The sequence below is a fragment of the Allobosea sp. 2KB_26 genome (assembly GCF_052115715.1).
In the GTDB taxonomy this organism is placed as follows: Bacteria; Pseudomonadota; Alphaproteobacteria; order Rhizobiales; family Beijerinckiaceae; genus Allobosea.
The window spans coordinates 340,534-354,900 of the sequence record NZ_JBFRHE010000004.1; the positions used below are offsets into that span (position 1 = coordinate 340,534).

Here is a 14,367-nt window from a genome sequence, read left to right on the forward strand (position 1 = left end):
GGCGTCGGTGCGCCCGGTATGTATGGGCCAGGTTCAGCTGGGTCGCGGCTTATTTCGCCTCATGCCAATCGCAACGGCGAGTCCTGGAATGAGATCGAGACGGTTGTAGACGCAAATGGCGGTCGCCACATTCCAGAGCACCATGGTCGCCGTGGTGGCCACTGCCGCGCCGATTGCTCCGTAGAGCGCGATCCCTATGGCGCAGGCTGCGACATTCGCGGCGGCGCTCGCAACCATTATGACCGCGGCGGCGCGCTCATGACCGGTCATGGTCAGGAGGTTCTGATGCGGGCCGGCCGCCGCGGCAAAGACCTGACCGATCATCAGGATCTGAGCAACATGAACTGCGGCGACGAAATCCTTGCCAAACCATCGCAGCCCCGGCTCGAGCACCACCAGGAGCGGCACAGCCAGCATGACCGCCCCAACGAAGGACAAAACGCTGGCGCGCGCGAACAGCGTCTGCAGGCCCAGCCGGTCCCCGCGCGCGTGAAGGTCCGCGATCGTGGGGGCAAATACGGTGCTTACGGCGACGCGCGGCAACAGGAGCAGCATCGCCACATTGAAGCCGACCGCAAACGTACCGGCATCCCGGATGTTTCCGGTCCAGCCGAGCAGCATCACCCCGGTGCGGTTCATCAGGGTGTCGACGGCCGTCATGATCATGATGGGAAAGACGGCGGTCAACCAATAGCGCGGAGCGTAGGTCGAGCTCACGCCCTGCAGAGCACGGGGCCAGAGCTGGCGCATGATCACGCAGACCACGCCCACGGTGACCGCTGAGCTGATCAACAGCGCAGCCATGACGAGCGCTGCGTCCAGCTTCCATGAAGCTGCAGTGGCGGCCAGGACGACAAGCACCAGCAAGAGACCGTCACGGACGATGCGTTCCGGCAAAAGAGCCGAAACGATTCCGCCGAAGGCGCGTAGCAGCGTTGCACCAATCAGATACATCGTAACCAGCGGGACGGTGGCCATCCCGATCAGCAGGCTGGTGGTAAGTTCCGAGTGCGGGCGAGCGGAGGAAACGACCACGATTCCGGCACCGATTCCGGCGAGAACGAGGGCCGCCACGAGGGTCCAGCCCACGGCGAACTGAATCACACCACGCGCCAGAGACCACTGCTCCTTCGCACCATAGGCCGGCACGAACCGAAGCAGGGCAACATTGAAGCCGAGGGTCGCGCTGTAGGCCAGGAGGCTGACCCAGGCAAAGGCGTAGGAATATGTGCCATAGCTGGAAAGGCCGACCAACCGGGCGATCTCGAACTGAGCAATGCTGGTAAGCCCCGCGCCGCCGACATAGACGACGAGAGCCCAAACGCTCCCGGATGAGAGCCGGTGAGCCAGGTCAGTGCTGCCCTTCGAGCTGGTTTCGCCGCTTGTCGGCTCGGCCGCAGGCTCAGACAGAGCGGTCACTGTCGGCGCATTATCGCTGCGGGCCAGCCGGGCGACGGTGGCGTTGGCGTAACCTGTCAACATCAGATCAATACCCAGCGTTGTGACTGTAATCGATCATGACCGACGCCAGCTCATGAAGCTGCGCATGTCCTTGAAATGGAAGCCGGCATCATGCTCGGTATCGACCCAGGTCAGCACCGACGCCACTCGGGGAGCGCCATCGGCGTCGGGCCCCGGAGCGCCGCCGACGAGCCGCAGCGCACTCTGCGCCATTTCCCGGCCGGTCTGTGCCCAGCGCACCACGAGCAGTACCTGATCGGCCCAGCCCGCGAGAAAACTCGCTTCCAGCCGATCGACCGCTGCGGGCCCATCGATCACGATGAAATCGTAGGTCTCGCGGAACTGATCAAGCCAGTGCGGAACCTGCGGGTTTGCGAGGAAATGAAGCAGGTTGCCATCGAGCCGAGGCGGCGGAATGTAGTCGACCCCAAGCTCGGGAAGGTGCTCCACCGCATCGGCGATCGGCCGGCCGCGGCTCAGGACGTCGACGAGATCGACGCCGGGGGCAGTTGCGCGCGCCATCGTCACGATGTCCCGTTCAGGGAGCCCGCTTGGTTCGCCGAGATCGATCAGGAGTACGCGCAGTCGAAGGCGCGCGGCCGAGAGGACAAGGCTCCGCGCGACCGTGGTCTTGCCTTCGCCCGGAAGGGCGGAGCTGACAAGGATGATCTTCGACGCGAAGCTGCCGGAGCCCCTTGGCAACACGGAGATCAGCAATGAGCGGATTGACCGCGCATAGACTGATTGAGGCTGCTGCCGCAGCAGATCCTCGATCCGCTTTGCGTGCCGGAGCGTGACCCTCGGAACCTGTCCCAGGCAAGGAACGGCCAGAGCCTCGGCGGCTTCATCCGTGCTGCGAAGGGTGTGATCAAGTCTGTCGATGCCCAGCGCGAGCAGGACGCCCATGATGCCGAAGACCATCACGCCGGGCGGAATGAGGAAGGCCGGGTGAATCGAACTTGGCCTTTCCGGGGGCCACGCCGAGGCCATCACCCGGACATCCGGCTGAATGAGCTGGACCTGTTCGTTTGCCTGCTGCTGGCGGCTCAGAAGGGCATCGTAGAGTTGGGCTACCGCGGCCGCCTGACGCTCGAGAGCCCGCAATCCGGACATGCTGGCCGCGGTTTCGGTCGCTGCCGCCTTCAGGGACTGCAGTCGCTCCTCGATTGATCTGGCCTGGGCCTGGAGAATGCGACCGTCGGTCTCTACCTGGCTGACCGCCTGATCGATCGCCTGCCCTGTCGCACGGTCCGCCTCCAGGCGTTGTTCAGGCTGAGGCTCCTGACCGGCTGTCGCCGGTGTCGCTTCGCTGCGGGCGAACTCGGCCAAGCTCGCTGATCCCAGCGCTTCCGCAAGGGCGGCCATGGGCGCGCCGCGCTGGCGCAAGTCCTTGAATCGGTTGAGTCGTTGCTGCGTCGCCGCGAAATCGGACTTGGCCAGGGCCAATTGCCGGGCCAGCTGTGCGATCTGCTGTCCGGTTACATCAGGGGTGCCATCGACCGCTGCGCCATGGAGCAATCGGTAGGCCTGCAGCTCCTCTTCGGCACGCGCCACCTCCAGCCTCATCTCGGGAACGCGCTTGGCGAGCCAAACCACAAGCTGCTCCGCGTCGGTGCGCTTTCGTTGCGCAATATCCTCGATGTAGACATTCGCCACGGTGTTCGCGATCTCGGCTGCACGTCGCGGATCGGAGTCCGTCGCAACAACCGACAAGACTCTGGAACGTCGCTCTTGGCCGATCTTTACGGCGCGCTTCAATTGCGTGGCGAGCGCGCTTTCGTTGCTGTCAAGGGAGTGGCTGTCAACGGTACGCCGAAACGGCTGCGTGAGAGCCGACCAGGCGGCACCGAGCCCATTTTGGACACGGTGCAGCCAGGAATCCGGTTCGTTCGCCGCCACCCCTTCCTCATGGGCAAGAAGAAGCGCCGCAGCGACTCGTCGCAGATGCGCATCGGACGAAAGCACGGCCAGGTGGGTGTCGATTGCCGCATCGTCGAGCGCTTGAGAGGCTTGGGACGTGCTACTCGACCCTTCCGAGGCGCGGTCCACGACGATTTGCGTCGTTGCCGTATAGGTGGGCGACATGATCAGGCCAGCGAGCGCGACCCCTCCGCCGCCGAGGAGCATCATTGCAAAGATCAAACCCCGTCGCCTCGACAGCGCGTGGATGATCCGCTGGAATGGCAGCGGCCCTGGCGCCGATCCAATGATCGGTCTGGTTATCCGCGTCGTCGGTTCGAGTGGCGGCAGATCCGAAGGTCGTGCCGTCGCGATGAACCGCTGGCCCTTGCCGGTCAACGCTTCCATCGTCAGCTCCCCTGCAATGCGAGGTCGAGTTCGCCGACCGGCGTGGCGGCTGGCGGACCCGCGCCCTCGTCGAGCCAGGCCTCGAGCATCAGCACAGCCCAAAGCGCAAGCGAATGGTCGCGGCGGCCGCTCAGGTGCTCCGCCCAGCACGCTTGGACCGCCGCCGCGTCGAGAAGATCGTGGCGCCGCAACCGCGATTCCGTCAGCAGGTCGGCTGCCCAGGCCCGTAGCGGGCCCTTCAACCAAGAGCCGACAGGCACGTCGAAGCCTTGCTTGGGGCGCTCGAACAGGTGCCGGGGCAGATAGCGTGCAAGTACCTGTCGCAGGATCCACTTGCCCTGGCCGTGGCGCACCTTGACGGCTGTCGGCAGGCGCCACGCGAATTCGACGACACGATGATCCAAAAGCGGACAGCGGGCTTCCAGGCTCGTCGCCATGCTTGCCCGGTCGAGCTTCACCAGAATGTCGCTCGTGAGATATCCCGTCATGTCCCGAAAGATCAGTTGCGACACCAGATCGTCGAGGACGGGAGCATCGGGCTCGGCAGCTTCGGCGTCGCGCGACAGGGTTAGCTCCGAGACACGCGTCAGCCGGCGGTAGATTTCCTGGTCTCCGTTTGCAGCGAAAAGATCGGAAAGGCGCCTCAGGCGGTCGCCGCGCAGCGAGCGCCGCAGCCTGTCCGGCACCGGCAGCCGATTGACGATATCCTCGCTTGCGCCATTCGCCAGATGAACCAGGAAGTCAGCGGCGGTGCGACGGAGAATGGGGGGTAGACCGAGCAGCGAAGCGAGTCTCACCGCAAGAAAATGCCTTGAGTAGCCGGCAAAGCATTCATCGCCGCCATCGCCCGACAGCGCCACGGTCACGTCGGTGCGAGCGAGGCGGGAGACGAGCAGGGTCGGGATTTGTGACCAGTCGGCGAACGGTTCGTCCCAGATGCGCGGCAATTCGGGGATGACCTCGCGAGCCTCCGCCGGCGTCAGATGCAGCTCCGTGTGGTCTGTCCCGAGGTGCCGGGCGACACGACCGGCCTCGACCGACTCGTCGTAGCCCCGTTCGCGAAAGGCAATCGTGAATGTGCGCACCGGCCTGTCGGACTGGGCCTGCATCAGCGCGACGACGGTCGAGCTGTCGATTCCCCCGGAGAGGAATGCGCCGAGCGGAACGTCGGCGACCATCCGCTCGCGCACGGCAAGACGAAGCAGTTCGTCAAGCTCCGCGACCAGCTCGGCATCGTCCGAAATGAACGGATTCTTCCGCCCCTCCTCGGCCACGGCAGCCAGGGACCACCACTGGTGGATCCTCGCCTTGAGAGTTGCGGTGTCGGGAGCGTCGGCAATCTCGTCGGCGCTCACCGACAGCATGGCTCCAGGGGGCAGCTTGAACACATCGTGCCAGATGCAGCACCGATCCGGCATCGTGCCGCGCGCCAGCATGGCGGCCACAGCCTCGCGATCGATCCGGGCTTGAAAGCCCGGAAAGGTACGAATTGCCTTCAGCTCGGAGGCAAACACAAGGGCACGTCCGATGCGCGCGACGTAGAGTGGCTTCTTGCCCATCCGATCTCGGACCAGGTGGAGAACACGCGCCTTTCGGTCCCAGAGGCCGAGTGCGAACATGCCGGTGAAGCGCTGGAGCGCCCTCTCCAAACCCCAGCTCTCGATCGCGCTGAGCATCACCTCGGTGTCGCTGCCTCCACGGAAGCTATGCCCGAGATCTTCCAGTTCGCGGCGCAGGGTATGGAAATTATAGACCTCGCCGTTGAAGGTCATGACCAGCCGTCCGCTGTGGGAAAGCATCGGCTGGTGGCCGGCCTCGGTCAGGTCGACGATTGCGAGGCGTCGATGCCCCAGCGCGATGCCGGCATCACGGTCACTCCAAAACCCGTCGCTGTCCGGTCCACGATGGCGAATGGAAGCCGTCATCGGCTTGATCGCGCCCAATAACGCGGGGTCCGCAGCGTCGGGGGGCAGAAGGATACCCGCAATCCCGCACATCCTGTCATCTCCCGTAATGAGCGGACGCCGTCGGCCTTCGTGTGCAGCCCTCGGCCAAACATAGGGCGAGGGCGAACCAGAAGATCGGGTGGCGAAGAATGAAGTGGCTGATGCTGAACACCGCCACGGAGCAGATCAGTGCCGAGAGGGCATCGAAACGGGCGTGCAGCGTGAGCAAGAGGGTGCTGCCGACGAGCCACCCGAGAGTGGCGAGGCCCAGCACGCCTCCTTGCGTGTACAGGTCGAGGGGCGTGCTGTGGGCCTCGAACGGGCCGGGCAGGTTCTGTGGGTTAGGACCCGTGGGACGTTCGGAATGCGGCCCCGGACCCAGGCCCAGGGAGGCAGACCCCAACCCTTTCAGCAGCGCCTGCTGCCACAGCAGAAACCGCAGATTGGCTGTGGCTACGGTCCCGTCCCCGCCCTTGTCCTTGGCCAGGCTTTTGGCGAAATCCTCCGCCTCATCGGCAGCGGCGATGCCGTAGGGCAACAGCGCGATCGTGGTGGGCGGGGCGGCCAGGATGAAGAGGACGGCTGCGATGTAACGCATGCTGTATCCCGGCATGGCCAGCCAGGTGCGCAGCCGCAACCCGATCAGGAACGTGGTCGAGATGACCGTCGCACCCAAGAAGGCGTCGCTTTTCGTCAATCGCCCGAAGACCACGGGCAGGACCGCCAAAGCGAAGCCGGAGAAGCGGCCGAAGCCTGTCTCCGCACTCATCGCCAGATGGAGCGCGAGCGGGCCAAACACGGCGCAATAGAGCGCAGCCTGGTTGGGATTCTCGGACCAGCCACGAAAGCGATCCCAGTACCATGGATCGAGTGAGCCCTGAGGAAGCAGCCCCCAGCCGATGGCAATCTGCAGCGCGAGGCCGATATTGCCGAAGACGATGACAAACCAGGCCGTCTGCCGCAGGCGGTCGTCACTGTCTGGTTCGGCGATGGACAATATCGTCACGCAGGCCATGAGCAGATAGGCCGTGGAGTCGTGCACCATGGCGCCGATGTCGATCAGCGGATCGAAGAGAAGTCCGATGCACGCACCGATGCTCAAGGTGAGCGCGAACACGGCCCAGAATGCGCTCAGTCGGGTCAAGGCGGAACTGGCCGCCATCGGGTACCCGGCCAGAAATCGGGTCGCCGACAGGCCGATCCAGAGCGCGAGGCAGAGCTCGCCTAAGCCGATCGGCAGGCCGGGAAGGCGGAGCTGCGATGCGGAAGACAGCACGAGCCCCGCTCCGAGGAGCGCATTTCGGATCATTCCCCTTCTCCGACACCGCGGAGCGCGCGGGCCCCCTCCAGAACCGGTGATCGCGACCTGCCCGCAGCCTTGTCCGTACGACCCTGTTCCGACAGAACCTGCCGATAGAGTTCCGCGTAATGTCCGACGATCGTCGAGAGCCCGAATTCGCGCCGAACCAGCGCCACGGATCGACCACCCATTTCAAGCGCACTGCGCCGGTCTGCGAGGAGCTCGAGGATGCTGCCGGCGAGAGCGCCCGGGTCGCGCGGCGGCACGAGGAGACCGTTCCAGTGATGCGTGACCACATCGCTGCAGCCGGGCATGTCGGTCGTGACGATCGGTAAGCCTGCAAGGCCGGCCTCCAGCAGCACGCGCGGGATCCCCTCCCGGTATTCCGTTGGCAGGACGAACAGGTCTGCAAGGCCGAGCAGGGCCGGCACGTCTTTCCTCGCGCCCAGCGCCATCACATCGGGCGCCTGCCGGTCGATCTCGTCCTGAGCGACCGCGAAGGGCCCTTCACTTTCTCGTGGACCGACGAGCAGGAAGCGCACACCCGGGCGCGCCTTCCTGACCAGCGAAGCAGCCTCCAGCAGTGTCGGAATTCCCTTCTGCTGCGTCAGTCTGCTGACCGTGATGACGATCTCGGCCGTCCCGAGGCCGAGCTGTTCCCTTAGCGCGGCAGTGGCGGGGCCACAGGCGTGCGATCGATCGAAGGCGGCAATGTCGATGCCTGAGCCGCGGATCAAATGAGCGCGCTCCCCCGGAACCAGCCTGTGACTCTCGAAATAGGCCTTGTCGTCGCGGTTCTGGAAAACCGTAGCCGCGGTCCAGCGGGAGGCGAGCCATTGCAAGGCGCAGTAGACCGGCCGGAGGGCGAGCGCACGGGCCGTCTTGGAGGAGAACACCCAGCCCATCCCATTGATGGTCCGCACCACGGCGACCTTGCCCCGCACTGCGAGGGGTGCCAGCAGATTGGGCTTGGTATCGAAGGTTTGGATGATATCCGGACCGGTATCCGCGATCATTCTCGCGAGTTGGCGAATGGCAGCGAGGTCGGCGCCGCGACTGTCGAACCGGTCGAATTGATAACGCCGATGAGCCAGGCCGGCTTGCAAAAAGGCGGCTCCGTCTGTGGTCGAGGCCGCCGTTATCCGAAAGCCGCGGTCCTGCAAGGCTGCGAGGAACGGGATGCGCAGCGAATGGTCCTCCCCTCCCACGCAAAGCACATGCGGAACCATTTTGACTCCTCCTGCCAGGAGCTGGAACTGCAGGGGGCTTGACCCCTGAGTGCAAGCGCTCGGCCTGATGACCTTTTCCGGCTCGCTCCTGCCCCATAGGACCGTATCCGGCAGGAAATCACGGTATGGAGCAGGCTGTGCACTGTCCTCATTCATTTGGATGACGGATCGGAACCGGACGTGAGTGGCGTAGGCCGGCGGCATCAGTCCGTTTCCGCATCGTCGAGGAGGCAGTCCGGCGATCGCAGGCCTCTTCGCTTCCGAGGCGGCAGGTTGTTGGTCGTCAAGCCGACAGCTTCTCCCTCACGCTATAGGTTGCGTAGAAGAGGCCGAATCGGCGCCGGCGGCCACCGGTTCATGTGCTGGCAGACGCGTGATGTCCCCATTCGGGCGGGCGGACGGAAGAGGTGCCGCGGTAGCGCCCGGGCGCGAAGACCGGGCCGCCGGCCAACTGTGCAAGGAGCGGAGAGAACGTAAGTGTCCCGACGCATTTCCAGATCGTCACGAATTTGTGCGTGCAGCGGCGGCATTGATCTCGAAACGGCCTCGGAGCGAACCTACCCTGATGGGGGGCAGGCCCAGGGGCTCGCGTCCGTCGAAGGCGGCTGCTGGCGGGGTTCTATCCCTGCGGGCTGATGGCGATGATCGCCCCTGCCTTAGCCACACGAACGGAAACTCAAATCCCGTTCCGTACCGGGGGCTGCCAGCATTCGTGTCACGCTGGCATGAGCCCGCCTGCTGCCCCGCCGCAACCCGTTAATCCAATTTGGTTAGCCCTTTCTTGCCTGGGGCAACGGCCGATGTACACAGGCCGGCCGGCATGGCCTTTTGGGGGGGCGGGACCTTAACCTTTGGGTGTAGGTCGACTGGCTCCTTTGAATGCGTTTTCGCTCGGAGGTTTTCTGATATTGTTCCCTCATGGTTCCGATATTGTTCTATAGTAATGTGTTCGGAGCGTACGAATATCGAAGATAAATTTCCATATCGACGACATAATCAAAGGTAATTTGAGTATATATGTATTAGATCCTCTCTCCTTATGTGCGATATGTTGCAGCAATTAAGTTTATTAGAGCTGCGAGTGGTCGCGTCATCTCAACCGACATGGTTTTTGGAGTGAGGATAAGCGGATAATCTCTGGTCCGGAATGCGGAACATCGAGGAGAGTGCCGATATGTCATTGGTCAGCGGATCTGTCGAAGCGCCGGCGCGTCTGGGTGCGCCCGTCCGTCATGCTATGCCTTTGAATGCCGGCCTTGTCGGGCCTCTTGGTGCGTCCCCGGTTCTCGACCAGGAGGAGGGCGGGGCGGGCGTAGCGCCCCCGAGCAATTATCGCGGCACCGTGGCCCTGAGCATGCTCGACCGCATCGGCTGCGGCTATCTTGTCCTCGAGGACCGCCGGAAGATCGTCGAAGCCAACGCCACGGCCCGGCTGATCCTTGGCCGCGAGGCGGGCGCGGTTCAAGGTCTCGACCAACTGACGAGCGCCTTCAAGCGTTTGATCGCGCGCGCGCCGAACCGCCCGTCACTCGGCCCGCTGACCTGGATCGTCATTTCGGACAAGGACGATGCGCCTCTCGTTCTCAATCAGGTCGCGGACGACATGCCGGACGGCACCAGTGTGGTCATGCTTCTCGATCTTGACGCTCATCTGGAGCCCAATCCCTTCATGCTTCAGCGCATGTTTGGCCTGACCATGGCCGAGACGCGCCTGGCGCTTCAAATGGCGCGCGGCGACGTGCCGGCGGATGTCGCCCGCAGTCGGCGTCTCAGCCGAACCACCATTCGCTCCCAGCTGGCTTCGGTCTTCGCCAAGACACAGACCAGACGCCAGGCGGAGCTGGTCACGTTGCTCGCCCGCGTCGCGGTTCTGCCGTGAGGGGCGGGCTCGCTTCCGCGCGCCGCCTCGACCCGGAGCCGCGCAGCGCCGGTATCGACAGGCTTGTCCGCTGGAGGCGATGGCGGGCTGTCGCTTGGTGCGCCTTCTCCCTCGTCGGCATTGCCTCGATCCTGCCCGGAAGCATCGAGTTCAGAACCCAAGCACCACCCGAGCTGGAGCACGTGTTTGCCTATGCGGTCACGGGCGGAATTTTCGCGGTGGTCTACGGACGCAAGGGCGCCCCCTGGTCTGCCGCCTTACTGATCATTGGCGCCGTCGGTTTCGAACTGGCCCAATATTGGATTCCGGGACGCACGCCACGGGTTGTCGATGCGGCGTGTAGTATTGCCGGCAGCGCGATCGGGCTCGCGGCTGGTCTTGTCCTGCGCCGAACGTGGTCGAAGCGATATCGAGGTTCGAAGTAGGACTTTCGGCGAGGCGGATTGGTGGTTTTGACTTCGACCGGGGGCATCGGTTGCTGTGCGGAGCCAAGACACCGCGGCGATGCGGGCCGCTCGGCGAACGGAAGCTCTGCATCGCTTCTCCTCACATCGCAAGGACAGGTGAGGAGCCGGCCCGCTACGCCCTTGCGGATGCGCCGGTCTGATGCGGCAAACACGGACGTCTGTCGCAACCGCGGGTTTTGAGGGGCGCCAACCTGTTGCCTGCCTTGCTCCGACGCCGGAGTGGTCTGACGGGGGCAATGACGTTCCAGGCGGATTGCTGGCGAAGGCGTGATCTCTCCGACTATCGGATGGCATTCCTGACGGCCTTTCGGCCCGCAGGGAGAGCGTCCGCAGTATCCTTCGAACGGACGATGACGCACGCAGAGCGGCTCCATAGTGTCCTGCAACGGCCTGACCCGCTGCTTCGCGAGACTGCGCAGCCATGATGTGCTCGGGGGCCACAGGCAGAAGTCGATTGGCGCCGGGGCTCGACGATGGGGATGGGACGGAGTTCCGTCGATCAGGGATGGAGCGATGCTTGGATAAGAATGGGCCGGGCGCGTGGCAGGTAAGACCGCACATCGCTCAAGGCTTATTGCGGTCATGGAGGTGGGAATGACTAACGCCGCAATGGGGGCAGCCGGACGTCTCAGTGCCAGACTCTCGGCAAAGCTTCAGCAGTCAGCCGATGTCTTGCAGGACGAGGGTGCACTCCGATTTCTCGAGTTGTCGGCTCTATCGTTGAGCGCCCCAGTTCGATCAATGCGCGTGCGGATTGCCGTGTCCGCTGACGCCAAGCGGGCTATCGCCAAGATAAAGAACAGTTCCCATGGGCGAGGGCTTTTCATTGATTGCGGGTCAAATGTCGGGCAGGGATATAGCGTATTCAGTCGATACTATACGAAAGAGTATTTCGATTTCATCATGATCGAGCCCAACAAGAGTTGCCTGCCATATCTTCAGGCCCTCCAGGCGAGCTCGAGCGCAAATATCGAGATCATCGGTAAGGCGGCGAGCGTCCGGGACGGCTTCACCAAGTTGTTTGGGCCTCCGCCCGATCGGCGGCAACCGACCTATGAAGGGCGATCGATCGTTCCCGAACACAATAGCAGCCTCTATGACGCGGCGGATACGGATTCTGACCTCGTCGAGACATTCTCGCTGTCGAATCTCATTATGGCGAAGAGAATGTTGTATGATGTAGTCGTTCTCAAGCTCGATGTCGAAGGTGCGGAATACGAAATATTATTTGATATGATAAATACCGGGGCTCATAGGGAGCTATATGCTGCTTATATCGAATTTCATTCAATTTATATGAAGCGTATCGAGAGAGAAATCAAAATTGTAGCGGAATCAAATATAAGAAATACGATAGAGAGCGATGGGATATTGTTTAGGGAGTGGATATAAGGCCTATTCGACTTGGATAAACAAAATTCGCATGACGATTTTCTGGACATAGAGATCAACATCTCTCTGTTTGGCCTAATTTTCCGAAGTCAGGGCGCGACTTTGAGCGTCAAGGCAAGAGGAAGAGGCTCGCGATGATCCTGGAGATGTTCGGGCCGTCCGGGGCGGGAAAGACGACGATGGCGTCTGCCCTGACCGCCCATCTGCGAGGTCTCGGCTATGTCGTGACCCCCCTGATCGGTGTGCGGGCGCATCCGCTGAGACGCGTTATCTTCAAATGCCTCGCTAGCGCCCGGTTGCTCAGCTCCGCCGGTCCGGCCGACGGCCTTGCGGAGCTCTTCAGGATCCTGCCACCGAAGGACCGGCTCTGGGTCGTTCGCCTGCACTGGCTCCTGGCACTTCTTCACCGCGAATGGGCTGCGGCTCAATCCTCGGATGCGATCACGATCTTCGATCAGGGCATGGTCCAGGCAGTGGCCTCGCTCGTTCTGCTCAGCGGCATAATCGAGCGCGACCCTGTCGGACGCGCGCTCGACTGCGTGCCGAAGCCGGACCTGCTCATCCGCTTCGACGCGCCACGCCCCCTTCTGGAGGCGCGCCTTAGGGACCGCCGGCAGAAGATCGGCCCGCTTCAGCGCTACCTCGAAATCGACCTGCAAGGCAGCCTGGACCACGTCGACCATGTCGACCTGATCTCGGATCTGGTCAGCGCGCGGGGGCTCCCCATGATCCGGGTCAGCAGCATCGATGTCCCCAGCCGGAATCTGTCGATCGATCGGATCACCGCCGCAGTTCTTGCAAGGGTGCGCCCATCGCGAGCCGTCGCGAAGGAGCCCACAGCACGCGGCTATGCGGCGCTCTCCCATTAGAGCATCGGACCGGGTCTCGTATCCGGCCGATTGCGCCGTATTTCCGGAGAATCGCAATCCACTTCCCGGACGGATTCTTTCGCTCTGGGAGGCCGCGGCTCGGATGGCCCGCGCCCAGGCCGTGTCGGAGGTCGCCGCGATCATCGGCCTTGGGGTCGAGGCTATCGCCCGCGAGAGCCAGGACTTCACTCAATGCCAGGTGGATTGCGCCGGGCGGGGGTAGCCGCTGCGCTGGCCGCCATCATCGGGCGCCCGTAGCCTGCGTCGCGCGGTCTTGTCAGTGAAGAGGGTTAGATCATCGGACCGGATACCGTATCCAGTCCGATAATCTAACCCTTTGTCTTTGCCTCGCCTTTCCCGAAAACCGCAATCCACTTTTCGGGCCGATGCCTTGATGGCTCGCAGCTTCATCCCTGAGCCCCTTTGCCGAAGGGGCGGCTTGGAACCTGCACCGGACCCGCTAGCCGGCTTCCATTTCAGGAGAGGCGGGATAGGGAGGCTGCCCGCGAGGGCAACGAAGGCTATCGCTGGAAATACGTGGCGCCGGATCTGGAGGCAGAGGAGCCGATGGCGGCATGCCCGCACCTCCATCATGCAAACGAACGAAGACAGTGGGTTACGGCGCTCATAGCATCCTCTCCCAGATGACCGGGTGAATTGTGTGCGTGGTGATCCAACCGGTGCCTTGTGCCGTGACGTTCCAGGCACCCCACCACTGCCACGCCCGGCGCCACACGTAGCAAGCCGGAGCGGCACGCAGCCGCAGACCACTTATAGGAGGCTCGGATGAAGGCTGTGATCCAATGCGGCGGCAAGGGCACCCGTCTGCGTCCCTATACTTCGGTTCTGCCGAAGCCGCTGATGCCGATCGGATCGAGGCCGGTCCTGGAGCTGCTGCTCAAATGGCTCCGCCGGAACGGCATCCAGGAGGTCTTCGTTACGACCGGATATCTCGGCCACCTCATTCGCAGTTTCTGTGGTGACGGCGCGCAGTGGAACATGAAGATCACCTACACCCAGGAGGTCGAGCCGCTCGGTACGATCGGACCGCTTTCGCTGCTGCGGGACCAGCTCGACAGCACGTTCCTCGTGCTCAACGGCGATGTGCTCACCGATATCAGCCTCAGCCAGTTCGCCAGCTTCCATCGGCACCATCCGGGGCCGGTGACCATCGCCACGACCACACGGACGATCAAGATGGATTTCGGCGTGATCGACGAGGTTGACGGCGAGGTCAAGACCTTCCGGGAGAAGCCGGCGCTGCCGCATCTGGTGAGCATGGGCTTGTACTGCATGGATCCGTCGGTGTTCGAGTTCATCCCGTCCGGGGTGCCCTTCGGGTTCGACGACCTGATGTTCCAGATGCTGGAAAATGGCACGCCCGTGCACGTTTTCAAGCACGAGGGCGTGTGGCTCGACATTGGCCGCGTCGACGACTTCCACAAGGCGCAGGACGTCGCCTGGGACGAGCAGTCCGTTGTCATCGAGCACCCCGTCGCAGCCTGACGACACCCGGT

The 14,367-nt window shown here is 63.3% G+C and carries 9 protein-coding genes; 4 read left to right on the forward strand and 5 right to left on the reverse strand.

The features are described 5' to 3' along the window. Positions 1–33: 33 nt before the first annotated feature. From AB4099_RS15080 to AB4099_RS15100, 5 genes are read right to left on the reverse strand one after another with little or no spacing between them, the layout of a single operon-like run. A complete protein-coding gene (locus AB4099_RS15080; RefSeq protein ID WP_113516938.1) occupies positions 34–1,482 on the reverse strand; it encodes a lipopolysaccharide biosynthesis protein in 1,449 nt (482 codons plus the stop codon). Between the two features lie 33 nt (positions 1,483–1,515). After that, positions 1,516–3,768, reverse strand: a complete 2,253-nt coding sequence (locus tag AB4099_RS15085) for a GumC family protein (protein WP_113516939.1) — start codon at positions 3,766–3,768, stop codon at positions 1,516–1,518. A 2-nt stretch (positions 3,769–3,770) separates the two neighbouring features. Beyond that, complete coding sequence (asnB, locus tag AB4099_RS15090) at positions 3,771–5,765, reverse strand: asparagine synthase (glutamine-hydrolyzing) (RefSeq protein WP_441478650.1); 1,995 nt, start codon at positions 5,763–5,765, stop codon at positions 3,771–3,773. 4 nt (positions 5,766–5,769) lie between these two features. Next, a complete protein-coding gene (locus tag AB4099_RS15095) occupies positions 5,770–7,023 on the reverse strand; it encodes an O-antigen ligase family protein (protein ID WP_113516941.1) in 1,254 nt (417 codons plus the stop codon). Further along, positions 7,020–8,243 carry a glycosyltransferase family 4 protein gene (locus tag AB4099_RS15100; protein ID WP_113516942.1) on the reverse strand — a complete coding sequence of 408 codons (1,224 nt, stop codon included), beginning with the start codon at positions 8,241–8,243 and terminating at the stop codon, positions 7,020–7,022. The genes AB4099_RS15095 and AB4099_RS15100 overlap by 4 nt, the downstream gene beginning before the upstream one ends. Positions 8,244–9,417: 1,174 nt before the next feature. Between AB4099_RS15100 and AB4099_RS15105 the strand changes: the two genes are divergently transcribed. The 4 genes from AB4099_RS15105 to AB4099_RS15120 all read left to right on the forward strand — a co-directional run bounded on the left by AB4099_RS15105 (position 9,418) and on the right by AB4099_RS15120 (position 14,356). Further along, positions 9,418–10,122: a helix-turn-helix transcriptional regulator gene (locus tag AB4099_RS15105; RefSeq protein ID WP_162768297.1), complete on the forward strand. Its 705-nt coding sequence runs from the start codon at positions 9,418–9,420 to the stop codon at positions 10,120–10,122. Positions 10,123–11,183: 1,061 nt separating this feature from the next. Then, entirely contained in the window at positions 11,184–11,981 is a 798-nt protein-coding gene (locus AB4099_RS15110) for an FkbM family methyltransferase (RefSeq protein ID WP_113517071.1), read from the forward strand. Positions 11,982–12,115: 134 nt separating this feature from the next. Beyond that, entirely contained in the window at positions 12,116–12,850 is a 735-nt protein-coding gene (locus tag AB4099_RS15115; protein WP_441478651.1) for a nucleoside/nucleotide kinase family protein, read from the forward strand. Between the two features lie 786 nt (positions 12,851–13,636). Next, the gene (locus tag AB4099_RS15120; protein WP_113516946.1) at positions 13,637–14,356 is read left to right on the forward strand and encodes a nucleotidyltransferase family protein; all 720 of its coding nucleotides are present in this window, start codon (positions 13,637–13,639) and stop codon (positions 14,354–14,356) included. Positions 14,357–14,367: the final 11 nt, after the last annotated feature.